Here is a 16483-nt window from a genome sequence, read left to right on the forward strand (position 1 = left end):
ACTATTTCAAGCCCGCAATCAAACGTTGAAGCGGAAGTGCATCACGTCGCCATCCTTGACGACGTACTCCTTGCCTTCCGAACGCATCTTGCCGGCTTCCTTGGCGCCCGCCTCGCCGTTCAGCTTGACGTAGTCCTCGTAGGCGATGGTCTCGGCGCGGATGAAGCCCTTCTCGAAGTCGGTGTGGATCACGCCGGCCGCCTGCGGGCCGGTGGCGCCCACGGGGATCGTCCAGGCGCGGGCTTCCTTGGGGCCGACCGTGAAGTAGGTCTGCAGGCCCAGGAGCTTGTAGGCCTCGCGGATCAGGCGGTTGAGGCCCGGCTCTTCCAGGCCCAGGGTCTCGAGGAACTCGGTGCGCTCGGCTTCGTCCAGCAGGGCGATCTCGCTCTCGATCTGGGCCGAGATGACCACGCTCTTGGCGTTGTCGGTCTTGGCGCGCTCGGCCACCAGGTCGGAGAACTTGTTGCCCTTGTCGGCGCTGGCTTCGTCGACGTTGCAGACATAGAGGGCCGGCAGCGAGGTCAGGAGTTGCAGCATGGCCCAGGCCTTGGCGTCTTCCTTGTCGATCGTCGCGGCGCGGGCCGGGCGGCCGGCGCGCAGCTGCTCCAGCGCCAGGTTGATCAGGCGCAGGGTGGCGATCATTTCCTTGTCGCCGCCGCTCTTGGCGCGCTTCTCGACGTTGGGCAGGCGCTTTTCCAGGCTTTCCAGGTCGGCCAGCATCAGCTCCATCTCGATGATCTCGAGATCGGCGATCGGATCGATGCGGCCTTCGACGTGGGTGATGTCGCCGTCTTCGAAGCAGCGGGCCACGAAGGCCACGGCGTCGCAGTCGCGGATGTTGGCCAGGAACTGGTTGCCCAGGCCTTCGCCCTTCGAAGCGCCGCGCACCAGGCCGGCGACGTCGACGAAGTTGATGCGGGCCGGGATGATTTCCTTCGAGCCGGCGATGGCGGCCAGGGCGTTCAGGCGCGCTTCCGGCACGGCCACGTCGCCGGTGTTCGGCTCGATGGTGCAGAACGGATAGTTGGCGGCCTGGGCCGACGCCGTCTGGGTCAGGGCGTTGAACAGGGTGGACTTGCCGACGTTGGGCAGGCCGACGATGGCGACTTTCAGGGCCATGGAACTCTCGTGAATTTCGTTGGGCGGGCGCTTAGCACGGATTGTGCTCAAAGTCGCGGGCTGGGGATGGGGCGCGTTTCAGAGCGAGGCGACGTGAGCGCGCAGGATGTCGACGCTTTCGGTCAGCCCTTCGGCCTCCATGTCGAGCAATAGGATTTCGGCTGTCTTCTCGGGACGGCGCAGGCGTTCGCGCATCCGCCTTATGGCCGCCACGGCGCGACCCGTATCCAGCGCGATCGTGTCGGCGATGAAGTCGTCCGCCGAGCGCGCCTCCAGGTTCAGCGGCGAGAGCACCGCGGATGGAAAGTCCTTGAGATTGTCGGTGACGATTATCGCGGCCTGCGTTTTCAGCGCCGCGGCCAGCACATGGGCGTCGTCGGGGTCGGGCAGGTGAGAGCAGGCGGGCAGCAAGGCCTGGTAGTCGCCGACGTCGGCTTCCTCGAATGCCGCCTGCATAACGCGACGGGCGCGGCGCGCTCGTTCGACCGCATCCGTCACGCCTTTGGCGCTCAGGATGGCGGCGATCGCCCTTTCCGTCTCATCGAGAACCGTCGCGGACCAACGGAGCCGGAAGAATTCCGCTTCTGCGAGGGTGAGCAGGAGGTTTCGTTTCAGCGCCCCGGCCAGGCAACAGGCGTCGACCAGGGCGGTGAAGCGATTGGCGAACATCTTTCAGAGATGCTCGGCGTCCAGCGCCGCCAATTCGGACAGCGCCGTGGCGCGCTTGGCGTCTCGGCCGCGCTTGTAGGCGAACAGGTGCTCGGCCTTGATCCGCCGATGGCGACCGACGAGGGTGTGGGGGATCTCCCCCTTTTCCAGCAAGCCCACGAGATAGGGGCGCGAGACATTGAGGATGTCTGCAGCTTGCTGCGTGGTCAGCATCTGGCTGACGGGGACGAGCGTGACCGCATCACCGCGTCCGACATGGCGCAGCACCTCCATCAGCAGTCGCGACAGGCCGGGCGTGAGGACGACCTCGGCGGTCGACTTGTCCTCCTGCAGGAGGCGCAGCCGGGTTTCTTCCTCGCCGACCGTCTGGGCGGCGATAATCTGGCGGAGCTGGTTGGCGGCGGCGCGTTCGTCGGCGGACGGAAGCCTATCGCCAAGCTCCTGTGCGAACGCAGGCGTGGTCATTCTCTGCTCCCGAGTGAGGCAAGCTTATACGCTGTAAACGCAATAAACGCAATATTCGAAACGTTGAGCGTCGCGACGCCTCACCACATCGGATCGATGTCCGCGCCCTTCAGGGCTTCGGCGATGCGCTGGCGGGTGGCGTCGGTGACGTCGCCCGGCAGGGCGTCGGGGTGGAACCAGCCGATCTCGTGGATCTCGCCCTGCTCGGCTGCTTCGCACGGCTCCCAGGCGTGGACGCGGTAGAAGAGGACGTGGTCGCCCGGGTGGCGCGGCTCGTTGCTGTGCACCGACAGCAGGGTGGGGCGGCCGATGACGCGCACGCCGGCTTCTTCCTGCATCTCGCGGATCAGCGAGGTCTCGGCGACCTCGCCGCGCTCGACCCCGCCGCCCGGCAGGTACCAGCCGGGGACATAGGTGTGCTGGATCATCAGCACGCGGCCTTCCTCGTCGGTGACGAGGCCGCGTACGCCCAGGGTCAGGCCTCGGGTCATGCGGAACCAGGCGTAGATGAAGGGGCGGGTGTAGGGTTCGATTTTACGGCGCCAGAGCATGGCGCGCAGGCTAGGCTGTTTCGGCGGCGAGGGGCAGGCCTTGCTCCATAGAACATTGGCCGCTAAAGCCGGGGGCGAGGAAACAACAACCAAGCCGGAGCGGCGCCAACATGCTCGCGATCCTGATCATCGCCATCTTCCTGGGCGTCATCGTCGGCCTGAACGCCTTCGAGTTCGGCCGCATCGACTAAAGGCGAAAGCCTTCCGAGGCCACGCGTCTCTAATATTTCCCGTCATTCCCGCCCTTGTGGCGGGAAGCCCTGGTTACGCTCGCTCGTGAAGCGCCGGCGACGTGCTTGGCGCGTCGCCCCATTCGCACTTGCGGCTGACAGAGAGTTTCCCGCCACAAGGGCGGGAATGACGGGAAAATATAAAGCGGACTTTCGCCGCGCTCTAATCCCCCACCCGCGCCATCAGCCGCCGGCCGCCGGCGCGCATCAGGAAACGGGTCTCGGCGTTGGCCGGGATGCGGGGGTCGTCCCACAGCGCCAGCTGCAGCCAGGCCTCGACGCGCAGGCGGCGGGTGAGGCCGCGCGCCGTCTCGAAGGCGTCGCCCAGCTCGCGGACGGCCCGGGCCTCGACGGCCTCGGCCACCGCCTCGCCGTCGGCCAGCATCGGGTCGGCCCCAGCCAGCACCCAGGCGCGCACGTCCTCGCGGGCCTCTAGCGACGGCGACAGCTCCTCGGCGAAGAACAACGGCCAGTGGGCCAGGGGGCGGCGGCCCTCGGAAAGGTCGCCGGCCGCCAGCTCCAGGGCGCGGCTTAGCAACTGGTCGCGGGCCACGGGCGAATGGGCCAGGTCCTCGGCGTGCAGCGACAGGCGCGTGGCGGTCTCGCGCGGCGAGGCGCCGGAAGAGGCCTGCTCCACATGGTCGGCGGCGGCCAGCAGCGCGGCCGCCGCGGCGGTGCTCAGCCCGTGGCCGGGGCTGGGGCAGGGGCCCGGCGTGTCGTCAGCCGTCATTGCGCACCGCCAGCACCTTGATCGAGCGGACCCGGCCGCCGGCTTCCGCCCACGAAAAGCGCTGGCCGGGCCTTAGTCCCAGCAGCGCCGCGCCGACCGGCGCGGTGACCGACACGCGATGCTCGTCGATGCTGGCCTCGTGCGGCAGGCAAAGGCGGATGGTGCGCGTCCGGTCGCGGTCGAGGTCGTGATAGTCGACCTGCGAGCCCAGCCGCACGCGGTTGGCGGCCAGGGCGCCCTCGACCACGGCGGCGCGTTCCAGCTCGACGGCCAGCAGGGCCTGGCCCGGCGCGGCGCTGGGATGGGCCACCAGGGCGGCGAGGGCGTCATAGTCCTCGGCGCAGACGGTGATCGGCGGACGCGGATCGCGTTTGGAGCCAAGTGGGGGGACGGGCGGGGAGGCGGGCATCGAAGCGCTCCTGGCGTTTGGCCATGCGGCATGGCGCGGCGTCGCAGCTGTCGCCGCGCGCCGTAGTAATTGGGTTATGGGCGCAAGTTTTCTGGACCTCGACCGGTTATGTGTCGAAGTCTTGCGCAACGCTGTTGTCTATCTGGTTTTCGTCCCGAGCCCGGCGCAGGCGCGTCGATAGGGGCTCGGGACTAGGCTCCTGCGATGAGGTGGCCCGCCCTATGCTGCTCGCGATTGAAGAATTCGATGCGATACATGGTGATGGCATCATAGGTCAGGCAGCGCTGCTGTCAAATCAGGCAGATGGCGGCGAGCGTCGTTCGCACGACGCGGGTCGCCGAGGCGGCCGGCGGCGGCTAAACGGGGCGCTGGTCCTTCGCGTCCGGAGTGTCGCTTCCATGTTCCGTCGTCTGTCGGCCGTCGTTGTCGCCGCCGCCCTGCTGGCCGGTCCCGCCCTGGCCCAGGACCCCAATGCGCCGCCGCCGACCGAGGCCCACTACGCCACCGCCCGGGCCGTGATCGCCGACCGCCAGAAGATCGTGACGCCGAACGGGATCCAGGTGCTGGAGCAGGTGAAGCTGAACGGTCTGCCGCAGTGGGTGTCGATCCGCGGGACCGACAGGAAGAACCCCGTGATCATCTATGTCCATGGCGGGCCGGGCGCGACCGAGATGGGCCGGTCATGGCCCTACCAGCAGGGGTGGGAGGATTATTTCACCGTCGTCCAGTGGGACCAGCCGGGCGCGGGCAAGACCCTGCGCTCGGGCGGCGAGGCGGCCAACCGCGCCCACCTGTCGCGGGCCCAGATGACCAAGGACCTGCTGGCCCTGATCGACGACGTCCGGGCCCGCGTCGGCGCGCGCAAGGTGATCCTGCTCGGCCACTCTTGGGGCAATGTCATCGCGCTGGACGCGGCGATGGCCCGGCCGGACCTGGTTGCGGCCTATGTCGGCGTCGGCCCGCTGTTTTCCCTGCGCGCCAATGAGGCAGCCCAGTACGAGGCCCTGCTGAAGATCGCCGCCGAGCGCAAGGACGAGACGGCGCTGGCCGAGCTGAAGGCCCTGGCGCCCTATCCTGGCGACGGCGAGATCCCGTTCGCCAAGGTCAATGTCGTGCGCAAGTGGGTGATGGCCTACGGAGGCCTCGCCGCCTGGCGCGACAACGCCGACTTCTATTTCCGCGCCGCGCGCCTGTCGCCGCTCTACGACTACGCCGACCGCCTGGCCATCGACCAGGGCGGCCAGCTGTCGGTGCCGGCCCTGCTGCCCGACATGGCCGCCGTCGACCACACCAGGATCGCGGCCACGAAGTTCCCCGTCTTCATGTTCCTGGGCCGCCACGACATCACCACGCCCTCGTCGGTGATCGAGCCGTGGCTGGCGCGGCTGAAGGCCCCCAGGAAGCAGCTGGTCTGGTTCGAGAGCTCGGCCCACCTGCCGCCGCACGAGGAGCCGGGCAAGTTCCTGGTCGAGCTGGTCGACAAGGTGCGCCCGCTGGCGGTGGAGAAGCCGGCGAAGTAGGAAGGCTGGATGTCCAGCTCTTCCTCCCCCCCATCCCCGCGCGGCGGCGCGCTCGTCACCGGCGCGGGGCGCAGGATCGGGCGGGTGCTGGCGCTGGAGGCGGCGCGGGCGGGGTACGACGTGGCGGTGCATTTTCGCGCCGCGCGAGACGAGGCCGAGGCGGTGGTCGCCGAGATCGCGGCGCTGGGCCGCCGGGCGGTCGCCGTGCCGGGCGAGCTTGCCGATCCGGACATCGGCGAGGCCCTGGTCGCGGCGGCGTCGCGGGCGATCGGGCCGCTGACCCTGCTGGTCAATTCGGCCTCGACCTTCGAGGACGACCGGGTCGGAGGCGTGAGCGCCGACAGCTGGAACCGTCACATGGACGCCAACCTGCGTGCGCCGGTGCTGCTGGCCCAGGCCTTCGCCGCCGCCCTCCCGGCGGGCGCCAAGGGTCTGGTCGTCAACCTGGTCGACCAGCGGGTGCTGAAGCCCAATCCGCAGTTCTTCAGCTACAGCGTCTCCAAGGCGGGCCTGTGGTGGGTGACGCGGACCCTGGCCCAGGATCTGGCGCCGGCCATTCGCGTCAACGCCATCGGGCCCGGGCCGGTGCTGGCTTCGGTCCATCAGGCCCCCGGCGAGTTCGAGGCCGAGGCCGCCGCCACGCCTCTGGGCGGCCCTGTCGATCCGGCCGAACTGGCCGCGGCGATGCGCTATCTCATTGACGCGCCGTCGGTCACGGGCCAGATGATTGCGGTCGACGGCGGCCAGCACCTGGCCTGGCGCACGCCCGACGTCCTAGGTTCCTGAAGGCCCCCGCCCTTGTCCGCCTCCCCCCTCTCCGAAACGCCGTTCCCGGCGCCCGCCCTGGCCCCAAAGACCGCCAAGGTCATCGTGACCAAGGTCTTCGTTCGCGGCCTCAAGGTCGAAGCCCATATCGGCGTCTACGACCACGAGCACGGCCGCGTGCAGCCGCTGGTCATCGACGTCGAACTCGACGTGGCCGCCAGCCACTGCGAGGCGCTGGGCGACACGGTGAACTACGAGACCATCCGCACCGCCGCCCAGGACATCGCCGCTGCCGGCCATATCGACCTGGTCGAGACCTTCGCCGAGCGCCTGGCCCAGGCCTGCTTCGACGACCATCGCGTCACCCGCGCCCGGGTGAGGGTCGAAAAGCCCCTGGCCCTGGCGCCGCACGCCGCCGCCGCCGGCGTCGAGATCACCGCCGTCCGCGGGTGAGCGACCTTCTCCACAGCGCCCGCCTGGCTCCGTTCCAGCCCGAAACGGCCTGGACCCTGGAGGGCGGGACGCTGGTGGAGCGCCGCGGCGGGCGCGAGCGCCGCTTCGACCTTGCCCATCTTCGTCGCTTCCGCCTGGCCATGCCGCGCGGCGGCGGACGCCGGCGCGCCCTGATGCTGAGCTTCGGCCGCCAGCGGGTGGCCATCGCTTCGCAGAGCTGGCGCGGTCCGGGCCTCTATGACGATAGGCTGGAGAGCTTCTCGCTGCTGGCCCGCGCCATCGCCGCCGTCGGCGCCGACCTTTCGCCCCACGCCCGGTTCGAGACCGCAGGCTTCAAGCTGCGCGACGCCGTCACCCTGGTCACCGGTCTGCTGGCGGTGGGGATGGGGGCGCTGCTGCTGCTGGCCATCTCGTCGTCGATGCGGGGCATGGCCATCGACCTGGCCGCGCGCATGGGCTTCCTGCTGCTGCTGATCTTCGCGGCGCTGCCCTGGCTGCCCCGTGGCGAAGCGCTGGACCCGCACGACCTGCCGGCGCGCTGGCTGCCCTGAGGCCTTGCCGCGACCCGGCGCGCGCTCTACCTCCGAGGCCATGATCAGCTACCGACCTTCCTTCCCCGACGACGGCGAGCGCGTCGTCGAGATCTGGCGCCGGGCCGTCGACGCCACCCACGATTTCCTCAAGCCCGAGGACCGGGTCGCCATCGAGGCGGAAGTCCTGGCCTTCCTGCCGACCGCGCCGATGTGGCTGGCGGTCGACGATGCCGATGTCGCCGTGGCCTTCATGCTGCTGGACGGCGCGCACATGCAGGCGCTGTTCGTCGATCCCGAGCATCGCGGGACAGGCGTGGGTCGCACCCTGGTCGCGCTCGCCCTGGCCACCCGGCCGAGCCTGACCACCGACGTCAACGAGCAGAACGTCCAGGCCGTGGGCTTCTACGAGCGGATAGGCTTTTCGGTCACCGGCCGCTCGCCCGTCGATGGGCAGGGCCGCGCCTATCCGCTGGTGCATCTGCGCAAGGACGGCTGATCCGGCCGTCCTTTCCGAAGCTTCATTTGCATCGACGCGCGTTTTTGGCGAGCATCCGCCAAACATCGCTTTTCGATCCAGGAAGCCCGTGACCGACGCCCAGCCCGATCCCGCCGTCCCGTCCACCCCGCAGGACGACAAGACCCTGCCGATCATCGCCTACGCCTGCTACATCGCCGGCTGGGTGACGGGCATCTCGCCGGTCATCGGCGTGATCCTGGCCTATGTGTCCAAGGCCTCGGCGCCCGAGTGGCTGCAAAGCCACTACGTCTTCCAGATTCGCACCTTCTGGCTGTCGCTGCTGTTCGGGCTGGTCGGCGTGCTGACCCTGATCATCGGCATCGGCGCCCTGATCCTGATCGCCGTGGGCATCTGGGTGACCGTGCGCGCCATCGTCGGCCTGTCGTGGCTGCTGAAGGGCGAGGCCTATCCGACGCCCCGCAACTGGATGCTCTGAGGTCCGATGAGCGATGTCGTCCAATCCGGCCCGGGGGCCGATCGCCACTCCGAGGACAAGATCGTCCCGGCCGTGGTCTACGGCCTCTACCTGCTGGGCTTCAGCAACGGCCTGACCTTCTTCATCGGCCTGATCGTCGCCTATGTGCAGCGCGGCCAGGCCGGGCCGATCAACGAGAGCCACTACACCTTCGCGATCCGCACCTTCTGGCTGTCGGTCGCCTGGTTCCTGCTCGGCGGGGCGCTGGTGCTGTTCGGCATCCCGCTGTCGCTGGTGCTGATCGGCGTGCCGATGATCATCGCGGGGGTGGCGATCATCTCGGCGATCAGCCTCTGGTTCGTCGTCCGCTGTATCGCCGGAATCGCCTTCCTGGTGCGCGGCGAAGCCTATCCCAGGCCACGCACGTGGTTGATTTAGAGGCAGGAGCGCGCCTCGGCGCCCGCGCGGGCGACTTCCAGGTTATCAACGTTCCCCTGACAGGCGAGTATGCTCGACGCCGGTCGCCCGGTCCTATGACTTTCCGCCCCTGGCGGAAGTAAGTCGTGGAGGGGGCGACATGCTGGCTCGCATCGTAGGGATCATCTTGGGGCTGATCCTGACGACGTCGGGATACGTGGTCTCAGGCCTGGGCACGCTGGGGAGTTGGGCCCTGGGCTGGGATCTCGGTCCGTTCGAGCCGCATCGGACGACCGCCGGTTGGGCGGCGATGACGTTGGGGGGAATCCTTCTCGTCGCCGCCCTGCTGCCCCGCAAGGGGACGTCGCGTCGGGGGACGCGACGCAGGAAAGGGAGCGCTCGCGGGGGCGAGCGTTCCCTGACCAAACCCTTCGACATGGACGGGCCCCGGATGGACGGACCGAAGATGGATCGGCCCGAGCCCGTCGCGCCGGTTTCGGCTATTGCGGCCCCCATGACGATCGTTCCCGCCGTTCAAGCCGCACCCGCGCCGACGCCCGTCGGCGCCACCGAGTTCGAAGCCTTGCGCGCCGAGATGCTGGCCCTGTGCGGGTCTGAGGCCTGGAACCCCGCCGCCCGCGTGCTGGCCCGGCTGGTCCGCGCCGCCGAAAGCGACCGTGAGCGGACGATCGCCTATCGCGACCTCGGCGACTTCGCCGCCGCCCAGGGACGCCATGACGACGCCGCCGAGGCCTATGAGGAGGCCGTGTCCTACGCCCGCATGGTGCGAAAGGCGCAGCCGAGCGATCCGTCGGCGGACGAACTTCTGGCCGGGGCCCTGGCCGGGGTGGGCGACACCGCCGAGGCGGAAGGCCGACTGAACGAGGCCCTGGCCGCCTTCGAGGAGGCCCTGGCCCTGCGCCGCTCGCCCGGCGGCCGCGAAGCCGCCGATCCCGGCGCGCAGCGGGCGCTGTCGGTCGCGCTGGAGCGGCTGGCCGACCTGCGCGAGGATCGCGGTCACCGCATGCGGGCGCTCGACCTCTATCGCGAAAGCTACGACGTCACCGCCCGCCTGGCCGCCGCCGACCCGGCGCGGTTCGGCCTGGACCTCGTCGCGACGCGGGCCCGTCTGGAAGAGATCGAGGCGCGCGTCGCGGGGTGATCACGGGATCCCTCCCCCTTGATGGGGGAGGGGCAGGGGTGAGGGTGACCACGGCGCTGGAAACTCCGCCGCCGTGTCTCGTCTAGCCGCCGCGCCACCCCATCTCCGACCCTTCCCCCATCAAGGGGGAAGGGAGAAGCCGCCTCGCCGCTTGTAGCCAAGCTTTCCGCCCGTCATCATCCGCCGTTTTCGGGGCTGCGGCCCCGCATCGGGGGAAGTCATGGTCTATCTGCGCTGGCGGCGCTTCATCGAGATGGCGTCGCTGGATCGTCCGTGGCTGGGCGACCTGATGGAGAAGCGCAAGGGCGAGGCGTTCCGCGCCGCCCCGGTCGAGCGCTGGGACCAGGAGTATCGCGACGGCGTCTACGACCGCCTGCACCGCTCCGACCAGCGCCACCATCATCGCCTGCTGGCGGCCATGATCGCCGACCGCTGGCCCAGCCCCCGCGTGCTCGAGATCGGGGCCGGCGAGGGGGTGTTCTTCGAGGCCCTGCGCAATCACCGCCCCGCCCGCTATGTGGGCGTCGACTTCTCCGAGCCGGCCGTGGTCACTGGCCAGAAGCGCCTGTCGGCCGAGATCGCCTCGGGCCAGGTCCAGATGCTGCTGGGCGACGGCCGCACCTTCGCCACCGACGAGGCCTTCGACGTGGTGGTGTTCTCAGAGTGCATCGAGCACTTGGGGCAGGTCGAGCCGCTGATCGAGCATTATCGGGCCATGCTGGCGCCCGGCGGGGCCGTCGGCCTGACCATGTGGCTGTCGCTGAAGCCGTTGCGCCTGTGGCGGACGCTGAAGGCCATGGGCGAGGTTCACGACGAGGCCGTGGTCAACACGCCGTGGGGCGGCGGATGGCTGGTGGCGACGGTCGGCGTGACGGAGTGAGGCAAGGAACCTCCCCCTCTGGGGGAGGCGATCGCGTAGCGATCGGTGGGGGGAAGTTGTTTCCGACGTTTCGGAAGCTGAAAACGTCCCCCCTCCGGCCCTCCGGGCCACCTCCCCCAGAGGGGGAGCTGTCGCGGAGCGACTGAGGGGGAAGTGATTGCGGCGTTTCAGAAGCCGCTTCCTCCTCCGGCCCTTCGGGCCACCTCCCCCTTCAGGGGGAAGGTCAATAAAAAACCCCGGAGCGTCGCCGCCCCGGGGTCTTTCAATTCAAAGCTCGAACCAGGCCTTACGCCGGGACGACTTCCTCGCGGCGCACCAGGGCGGCGTAGGCGTCCATCAGGCCCAGCGACAGCTTGCCGGGCGTGAAGGTGAACTCGCCGATCTCGGCCACCGGGGTGACTTCGGCGGCGGTGCCGACGATGAAGCATTCACTGAAGCCGGCCAGCTCTTCCTTCTCGATGTGGCGCTCGACCACCTCGATCCCCTGGCCCTTGGCGATCTCGATCACCGTGCGGCGGGTGATGCCGTCCAGGAAGCAGTCGGGCTTGGGCGTGTGCAGCACGCCGTCCTTGACGAAGAACACGTTGGCGCCGGTCGCCTCGGCCACGTAGCCGCGGTAGTCCAGCATCATCGCGTCGGTATAGCCGTCCTTCTCCGCGGCGTGCTTGGAGATGGTGCAGATCATGTAGAGACCAGCGGCCTTGGCGGCGACGGGGGCCGTCTTCGGATCCGGGCGGTTATACCTGGCCCAGGTCAGGCGGATGCCCTTGGCCTTCAGCGCCGGGTCGAAGTAGCTGGGCCAGTCCCACACGGCGATGGCCACGTGGATCTTGGTCGCTTGCGCCGAAACGCCGATCATTTCGCTGCCGCGCCAGGCGATCGGGCGCAGGTAGCAGTCGCTCAGGCCGTTCTTGGCGGCGGTCGCCTTGCAGGCCTCGTCGATCTCGGCCACCGTGTAGGGGATCTTGAAGTCGAGGATTTCGGCCGACTTGAAGAGGCGCTCGGTATGCTCGGTCAGCTTGAAGATCTCGCCGCCGTACATGCGCTCGCCCTCGAACACCGACGAGGCGTAGTGCAGGCCGTGCGTCAGTACGTGCACCTTCGCCTCGCGCCAGGGAACGAACTGGCCATCCAGCCAGATCCATCCGTCGCGATCATCGAAGGGAACGAGAGACATCGGTCCAATACCTCCTTATTTGGAACCCGGTCCTTAGACGCCCGAGGAGCCCGAAGGTCAAACGAAATGGACGCTCGAGCATGACGCCACACGCCGATCCCCGTCTGATCCTACGCGAGGAGGAGCTCGACGGCGGCCTGGAGTTGATTCTCCTGGCCGAGGCGGCCCTGTGGGCGGCGGTCGATGGCGTGCTTGAGACGGAAGGGCCGGGCCTGGGCCGTTCGCATTGGCGCGCGGCCTTCCTGCTGCGCCGGCGTCCGGGCATCGGCGTGCAGGACCTTTCCAAGCTCACCAGCCTGTCGAAGCAGGCGGCCAGCAAGACCCTTTCGGACCTCCAGCGCCTGGGCCTGGCGGAAAAGGCCTCGGGCGATCTCGACGCGCGACGCCGTCCGGCGGTGCTGACCGAGGCCGGCAAGGCCTTCGAGGCGCGGGTCAGCGAGCGGCTGCGGGCGCTCCTGGGCCGGGCCTATCGCACCGGCGGCCTCGACGGGGTTCCGGGGGCGCGGCGGATCCTGGCGGCCCTGGCCGGTCCACGCCAGGGGGTGGGCGTCAATCGAAGGGAGGCGCTGTGAGCCCCGAGGAAAGACGCGACCGCCACCTGCTGGTGGTCGACGACGACGATCGCATCCGCGAGCTGCTCAAGCAGTTCCTCAGCCGCGCCGGCTTCCGGGTCAGCGCCGCGGCCGACGCCGCCCATGCCGATCGGCTGATCGGGGTGATGGACTTCGACCTGCTGGTGCTCGACGTGATGATGCCGGGCGAGGACGGTTTCGCCTTCACCAGGCGGGTGCGGGCCAAGGGCGGCGAGGTCGGCCGCATGCCGATCCTGATGCTGACCGCGCGCGACACCACCGGCGACCGCATCGAGGGCCTGACCCACGGCGCCGACGACTACCTGGCCAAGCCGTTCGAGCCGCAGGAACTGCTGCTGCGCATCGAGTCGATCCTGCGCCGCGCCGCGCCCAAGCCGATGGGGCCGCAGGAGATCGTCATGGGCGACTGCGCCTTCATGCCCGATCGCGGCGAGCTGACCCGCGCCGGCGCCCCGGTGCGCCTGACCGAGGCCGAGGTCGCGCTGCTGCGGCGCCTGGCCCGGGCCCTGCACGAGCCGGTCGACCGCCTGGAACTGGCCCGCGACACCGCCGACGCCACCGGCCGCGCCGTCGACGTCCAGGTCACCCGCCTGCGCCGCAAGATCGAGCCCGACCCCAAGAACCCTCGGTACCTGCAGACCGTGCGGGGGGTGGGTTATCGGCTGGCGCCGGATTGATGAGGATCATGCCGCAAGGAACCTCCCCCCGTGGGGGAGGCGGCCGAAGGCCGGTGGGGGGCCGTTTTCAGCTTCCGCAGGGCTTGGCCGATTTCGCGTTCACTCCCCCCACCGATCGCTCGGTGATCGCCTCCCCCACAGGAAGAGGTTCCTTGTTTGCGATCCTCCCCCCGAAGGGGGAGGTGGCGCGAAGCGCCGGAGGGGGAAGTATCTGCGGGGCTGGGGACTTCACTTCCCCCTCCGTCGGCTGCGCCGCCACCTCCCCCTTCAGGGGGAGGATCTAAGTCATGCGCCTGCGCACCCGCCTGTTCATTCCGCGCCAGATCAAGCGCTGGCTGCCGACCTCGCTGTTCGGCCGGTCGCTGCTGATCATCGTGCTGCCCGTGGCGGTGATGCAGATCGCCGTCACCTGGGGGTTCTTCGACGCCCACTGGGAGACGGTGAACAGCCGCCTGTCCGAGGGGCTGGCCGGCGACATCGCCTGGGCCGTGGCCACCTACCAGGACGACCCCAGCCCCGCCGCCGTCGACCGCATGGCCCAGCGGGCCGAGGAGACGATGGATCTGTCGATCGCCCTCCTGAGGGGGCGCGAGTTGCCGACGGGCAAGCGGCCGGCCATGTTCGCCTCGCTCGACCGCTCGATGCAGCGGGCCCTGGAGGAGCGGCTGGACGAGCGGTTCTGGTTCGACGCCTCCAACCGCTACGCCGCCCACGTCCAGATCCAGGTGAAAGTCAGGGAAGGCGTGCTGCGGATCTACGCCCCCACCGACCGCGCCTTCGCCACCCAGGGGCACATCTTCATCCTGTGGATGGTGGTGGCGACGATGCTGCTGACGGCCATCGCCATCCTCTTCATCCGCAACCAGGTGCGGGCCATCGAGCGCCTGGCCGATGCGGCCGACGCCTTCGGTCGCGGCGCCGACCACGAGTTCAAGCCGCACGGCGCGCGCGAGGTGCGCCAGGCGGCCCAGGCGTTCCTGGCCATGAAGGCCCGCATCCAGCGCCACATCGAGCAGCGCACGGCCTTGCTGGCCAGCGTCAGCCACGACCTGCGCACGCCGCTGACCCGGCTGAAGCTGGAGATGGCCCTCTCCGAGCCCGGTCCACAGGTCGAGGCCATCAAGCGCGATCTCTCCGAAATGGAGCACATGATCGACGAATACCTGGCCTTCGCGCGCGGAGAGGGCGGCGAGGCGCTGCAGGAGATCGAGCTGGCGCCGCTGATCGCCGGCGTCTGCGCGGCGGCCGAGCGCGGCGGGGCGCGGGTCGAGACCGTGCTCGAACAGGATCTTGTGGCCAACCTGCGGTCCAGCGCCTTCAAGCGGGCCCTGGCCAACCTGGTCGACAACGCCGCCGCCCATGGCGACACCGTCCGGGTGACTCTGGAGGCGCGGCTGACGGGCGGGGTGAGCATCATCGTCGACGACGACGGTCCGGGCATTCCCGAGGACCGCTACGAGGACGCCTTCAAGCCCTTCAACCGGCTCGACGAGTCGCGGAACCAGAACGAGAAGGGCGTGGGCCTGGGCCTGGCGCTTGCTCGCGACATGGCGCGCGGGCTGGGCGGCGATCTGGTTCTGGAGCGCTCGCCGATGGGCGGCCTGCGGGCGGTGATGAGGCTGCCGGGCTAGAACGGCGCGGGAATGCGGCCCTGGATGAGGATCCTGGGCCGGGCCTCCGGCGCGCGCTCGACCGACACGTCGTACATCAGGTGAACGCTGTCGCCGAGCGGCCGGGGATGGCGGCTGATCCACAGGCTCCAGCGGCCGTCCTTGTCCTTGCGCAGGTGATAGAGGCCCGCCAGCGGCAGGGCCGCGAAGGCGGCCGCCTCGCCCTTGGGGCACGCGGCCGGGCCGCTGATCGTGTCGCAGGCCAGGCTCGCCTCGGCGCGCCGGCCCCGGGCCTGCTGGCCGACCAGCCAGGCCAGGAGCTTCGCGGCCTCCTCGGATGAGGCGCCCGAGACCGTGGCGAAGCCCTCCAGGCTCGAGCCTTGGCAGGCGGCGCCGGCGGCCAGGGTCTCTTTGACGCCGACCTTGGCGGGATCGGGCGCGATCGTCGGATCGCCGCCGCCCGGATCCTGGCGGTAGCGCAGTCCGACCTCGTGGATGCGACGGCCGCAGACGCCGGGCGCGATCGGAGCCGGAGCGTCGCCGAACTCGAAGCGGCCCATCACGGCCAGCATGTGGTCGGGGCTGAACCGATGGGCGGTCGGGGCGGCGTCGGCCGGCAGCAGGGCGCGGGCGGCCGCCAGGTTGGCCGGGGTGTCGGGCGAGGGCGCCTGGGCGAGCGCCGGGCCGGCCAGGCCCAGGGCGACGAGGATCGAAAGGGCGGTGAGGGGTATGCGCGGCATGGCGCGAGGCTCCCGCTATTTCGCGTTGCGCGCAACGGTCTTGAGTGCATCTATGGGTTGATTATTCGCCGTGTTCGCCTTTCCCGCTTTCGCGCCACGCAAAAGGGGTCGCGCCATGAAGATCAAGGACATCCAGCAGCAACTGGCCGCGCGCGGCTACACGCCGGGGCCGATCGACGGGATCTGGGGCCGCCAGACCATCGCCGCCGTCCGTCGTTTCCAGGGGCGGCACGGGCTGGAGCCCGACGGCGTGGTCGGCCCGCTGACCCTGGCGGCGCTGTTCCAGGGCGCGCCGGCCGCCGCCGCCCCGACGCCCTCGTCCCTGACGGGCTTCGACGATCCCGGCCTCGTCTGGTTCCATGAGGCCCGCCGCCTGATCGGCACGCGCGAGAAGCCCGGCAAGGGCGACAATCCGGAGATCCTCGACTGGGCCTCCGAACAGGGCCTCAAGAGCATCTATACCGGCGACGACATCCCCTGGTGCGGCCTTTTCGTCGGCCACTGCGTCAGCAGCACGCTGGACCGCGAGGCTACGCCCTCGAACCTGTTGGCGGCGCGGGCCTGGGAGCGGTTCGGCATCCCGATCGCCCCGACGCCCGGGGCGGTGATGGTGTTCTGGCGAGAGAGCCGGGGCGGCGGCAAGGGCCATGTCGGCTTCTACGCCGGCGAGGACGAGGCCGGCGCCTACCGCATCCTCGGCGGCAACCAGTCCGACAGCGTCTCGCTGGCCTGGCTGGGCAAGGACCGCTTCCTCGGCGCCCGCTGGCCCGCCACCGTGCCGCCGCCGGTCCCCCGTGCGATCAAGGTGACGCGCACGGCCGGCCTGTCGTGGAACGAGGCCTGACTAGCGA

At 69.7% G+C, this 16483-nt stretch carries 21 protein-coding genes; 13 read left to right on the top strand and 8 right to left on the bottom strand.

Annotated features, from left to right (window positions below; genetic code table 11):
- Positions 1–18: 18 nt before the first annotated feature.
- The 6 genes from ychF to DDF62_RS17455 form a co-directional block, all read right to left on the bottom strand.
- Positions 19–1119, bottom strand: coding sequence for a redox-regulated ATPase YchF (ychF, locus tag DDF62_RS17430; RefSeq protein WP_101716821.1), 1101 nt, complete (start codon positions 1117–1119; stop codon positions 19–21).
- 78 nt (positions 1120–1197) lie between these two features.
- Positions 1198–1788 (bottom strand): PIN domain-containing protein, encoded by a 591-nt coding sequence (locus DDF62_RS17435; protein ID WP_116490278.1) that lies wholly within the window; start codon positions 1786–1788, stop codon positions 1198–1200.
- A 3-nt stretch (positions 1789–1791) separates the two neighbouring features.
- Complete coding sequence (locus DDF62_RS17440; RefSeq protein WP_116490279.1) at positions 1792–2253, bottom strand: helix-turn-helix domain-containing protein; 462 nt, start codon at positions 2251–2253, stop codon at positions 1792–1794.
- A gap of 80 nt (positions 2254–2333) precedes the next feature.
- On the bottom strand, positions 2334–2804 hold the full coding sequence (locus tag DDF62_RS17445; RefSeq protein WP_116490280.1) for an NUDIX domain-containing protein: 471 nt from the start codon (positions 2802–2804) through the stop codon (positions 2334–2336).
- 393 nt (positions 2805–3197) lie between these two features.
- Positions 3198–3764 carry a hypothetical protein gene (locus DDF62_RS17450; protein WP_116490281.1) on the bottom strand — a complete coding sequence of 189 codons (567 nt, stop codon included), beginning with the start codon at positions 3762–3764 and terminating at the stop codon, positions 3198–3200.
- Complete coding sequence (locus DDF62_RS17455) at positions 3754–4173, bottom strand: GreA/GreB family elongation factor (RefSeq protein WP_116490282.1); 420 nt, start codon at positions 4171–4173, stop codon at positions 3754–3756. Before DDF62_RS17455 ends, DDF62_RS17450 begins: the two co-directional genes overlap by 11 nt.
- 398 nt (positions 4174–4571) lie before the next feature.
- Here DDF62_RS17455 and DDF62_RS17460 point away from each other — a divergent pair, with 398 nt between their 5' ends.
- From DDF62_RS17460 to DDF62_RS17500, 9 genes are all read left to right on the top strand, one after another.
- Positions 4572–5693 (top strand): alpha/beta fold hydrolase, encoded by a 1122-nt coding sequence (locus DDF62_RS17460; RefSeq protein WP_165832282.1) that lies wholly within the window; start codon positions 4572–4574, stop codon positions 5691–5693.
- A gap of 9 nt (positions 5694–5702) precedes the next feature.
- Positions 5703–6479, top strand: coding sequence for an SDR family oxidoreductase (locus DDF62_RS17465; protein WP_116490284.1), 777 nt, complete (start codon positions 5703–5705; stop codon positions 6477–6479).
- Positions 6480–6491: 12 nt separating this feature from the next.
- A complete protein-coding gene (gene folB / locus DDF62_RS17470) occupies positions 6492–6911 on the top strand; it encodes a dihydroneopterin aldolase (protein WP_165832283.1) in 420 nt (139 codons plus the stop codon).
- Positions 6908–7462 carry a hypothetical protein gene (locus DDF62_RS17475; protein WP_116490285.1) on the top strand — a complete coding sequence of 185 codons (555 nt, stop codon included), beginning with the start codon at positions 6908–6910 and terminating at the stop codon, positions 7460–7462. The genes folB and DDF62_RS17475 overlap by 4 nt, the downstream gene beginning before the upstream one ends.
- A 40-nt stretch (positions 7463–7502) precedes the next feature.
- Positions 7503–7940, top strand: a complete 438-nt coding sequence (locus DDF62_RS17480; RefSeq protein WP_116490286.1) for an acetyltransferase — start codon at positions 7503–7505, stop codon at positions 7938–7940.
- 88 nt (positions 7941–8028) lie between these two features.
- Entirely contained in the window at positions 8029–8397 is a 369-nt protein-coding gene (locus DDF62_RS17485; protein WP_116490287.1) for a DUF4870 family protein, read from the top strand.
- A 6-nt stretch (positions 8398–8403) separates the two neighbouring features.
- Positions 8404–8814, top strand: coding sequence for a DUF4870 family protein (locus tag DDF62_RS17490; RefSeq protein WP_116490288.1), 411 nt, complete (start codon positions 8404–8406; stop codon positions 8812–8814).
- 139 nt (positions 8815–8953) lie between these two features.
- On the top strand, positions 8954–9955 hold the full coding sequence (locus DDF62_RS26725) for a tetratricopeptide repeat protein (RefSeq protein WP_116490289.1): 1002 nt from the start codon (positions 8954–8956) through the stop codon (positions 9953–9955).
- A gap of 220 nt (positions 9956–10175) precedes the next feature.
- Positions 10176–10835: an SAM-dependent methyltransferase gene (locus tag DDF62_RS17500; RefSeq protein ID WP_116490290.1), complete on the top strand. Its 660-nt coding sequence runs from the start codon at positions 10176–10178 to the stop codon at positions 10833–10835.
- A gap of 286 nt (positions 10836–11121) precedes the next feature.
- Here the strand turns inward: DDF62_RS17500 and DDF62_RS17505 are convergent, their stop codons facing one another.
- Positions 11122–12012 carry a branched-chain amino acid aminotransferase gene (locus DDF62_RS17505; protein ID WP_116490291.1) on the bottom strand — a complete coding sequence of 297 codons (891 nt, stop codon included), beginning with the start codon at positions 12010–12012 and terminating at the stop codon, positions 11122–11124.
- Positions 12013–12092: 80 nt separating this feature from the next.
- Between DDF62_RS17505 and DDF62_RS17510 the strand changes: the two genes are divergently transcribed.
- From DDF62_RS17510 to DDF62_RS17520, 3 genes are all read left to right on the top strand, one after another.
- Positions 12093–12584 carry a MarR family winged helix-turn-helix transcriptional regulator gene (locus tag DDF62_RS17510; RefSeq protein ID WP_101716807.1) on the top strand — a complete coding sequence of 164 codons (492 nt, stop codon included), beginning with the start codon at positions 12093–12095 and terminating at the stop codon, positions 12582–12584.
- Entirely contained in the window at positions 12581–13282 is a 702-nt protein-coding gene (locus DDF62_RS17515) for a response regulator (protein ID WP_116490292.1), read from the top strand. The genes DDF62_RS17510 and DDF62_RS17515 overlap by 4 nt, the downstream gene beginning before the upstream one ends.
- Positions 13283–13569: 287 nt before the next feature.
- On the top strand, positions 13570–14913 hold the full coding sequence (locus DDF62_RS17520; RefSeq protein WP_116490293.1) for an ATP-binding protein: 1344 nt from the start codon (positions 13570–13572) through the stop codon (positions 14911–14913).
- Here DDF62_RS17520 and DDF62_RS17525 read toward each other — a convergent pair.
- Positions 14910–15632 carry a hypothetical protein gene (locus tag DDF62_RS17525; protein ID WP_116490294.1) on the bottom strand — a complete coding sequence of 241 codons (723 nt, stop codon included), beginning with the start codon at positions 15630–15632 and terminating at the stop codon, positions 14910–14912. The two genes, DDF62_RS17520 and DDF62_RS17525, sit on opposite strands and share 4 nt — an antisense overlap.
- Before the next feature lie 115 nt (positions 15633–15747).
- Between DDF62_RS17525 and DDF62_RS17530 the strand changes: the two genes are divergently transcribed.
- The gene (locus DDF62_RS17530; protein WP_116490295.1) at positions 15748–16476 is read left to right on the top strand and encodes an NlpC/P60 family protein; all 729 of its coding nucleotides are present in this window, start codon (positions 15748–15750) and stop codon (positions 16474–16476) included.
- The last annotated feature ends 7 nt before the right edge of the window (positions 16477–16483 follow it).

This window comes from Caulobacter radicis, assembly GCF_003094615.1.
In the GTDB taxonomy this organism is placed as follows: Bacteria; Pseudomonadota; Alphaproteobacteria; order Caulobacterales; family Caulobacteraceae; genus Caulobacter; species Caulobacter radicis.

What these genes read in the sequence shown, in the direction of transcription:
- ychF (WP_101716821.1), bottom strand. Translation starts at nt 1,119, where the DNA reads ATGGCCCTGAAAGTCGCCATCGTCGGCCTGCCCAACGTCGGCAAGTCC.
- DDF62_RS17435 (WP_116490278.1), bottom strand. Translation starts at nt 1,788, where the DNA reads ATGTTCGCCAATCGCTTCACCGCCCTGGTCGACGCCTGTTGCCTGGCC.
- DDF62_RS17440 (WP_116490279.1), bottom strand. Translation starts at nt 2,253, where the DNA reads ATGACCACGCCTGCGTTCGCACAGGAGCTTGGCGATAGGCTTCCGTCC.
- DDF62_RS17445 (WP_116490280.1), bottom strand. Translation starts at nt 2,804, where the DNA reads ATGCTCTGGCGCCGTAAAATCGAACCCTACACCCGCCCCTTCATCTAC.
- DDF62_RS17450 (WP_116490281.1), bottom strand. Translation starts at nt 3,764, where the DNA reads ATGACGGCTGACGACACGCCGGGCCCCTGCCCCAGCCCCGGCCACGGG.
- DDF62_RS17455 (WP_116490282.1), bottom strand. Translation starts at nt 4,173, where the DNA reads ATGCCCGCCTCCCCGCCCGTCCCCCCACTTGGCTCCAAACGCGATCCG.
- DDF62_RS17460 (WP_165832282.1), top strand. Translation starts at nt 4,572, where the DNA reads ATGTTCCGTCGTCTGTCGGCCGTCGTTGTCGCCGCCGCCCTGCTGGCC.
- DDF62_RS17465 (WP_116490284.1), top strand. Translation starts at nt 5,703, where the DNA reads ATGTCCAGCTCTTCCTCCCCCCCATCCCCGCGCGGCGGCGCGCTCGTC.
- DDF62_RS17480 (WP_116490286.1), top strand. Translation starts at nt 7,503, where the DNA reads ATGATCAGCTACCGACCTTCCTTCCCCGACGACGGCGAGCGCGTCGTC.
- DDF62_RS17490 (WP_116490288.1), top strand. Translation starts at nt 8,404, where the DNA reads ATGAGCGATGTCGTCCAATCCGGCCCGGGGGCCGATCGCCACTCCGAG.
- DDF62_RS26725 (WP_116490289.1), top strand. Translation starts at nt 8,954, where the DNA reads ATGCTGGCTCGCATCGTAGGGATCATCTTGGGGCTGATCCTGACGACG.
- DDF62_RS17500 (WP_116490290.1), top strand. Translation starts at nt 10,176, where the DNA reads ATGGTCTATCTGCGCTGGCGGCGCTTCATCGAGATGGCGTCGCTGGAT.
- DDF62_RS17505 (WP_116490291.1), bottom strand. Translation starts at nt 12,012, where the DNA reads ATGTCTCTCGTTCCCTTCGATGATCGCGACGGATGGATCTGGCTGGAT.
- DDF62_RS17510 (WP_101716807.1), top strand. Translation starts at nt 12,093, where the DNA reads ATGACGCCACACGCCGATCCCCGTCTGATCCTACGCGAGGAGGAGCTC.
- DDF62_RS17520 (WP_116490293.1), top strand. Translation starts at nt 13,570, where the DNA reads ATGCGCCTGCGCACCCGCCTGTTCATTCCGCGCCAGATCAAGCGCTGG.
- DDF62_RS17525 (WP_116490294.1), bottom strand. Translation starts at nt 15,632, where the DNA reads ATGCCGCGCATACCCCTCACCGCCCTTTCGATCCTCGTCGCCCTGGGC.
- DDF62_RS17530 (WP_116490295.1), top strand. Translation starts at nt 15,748, where the DNA reads ATGAAGATCAAGGACATCCAGCAGCAACTGGCCGCGCGCGGCTACACG.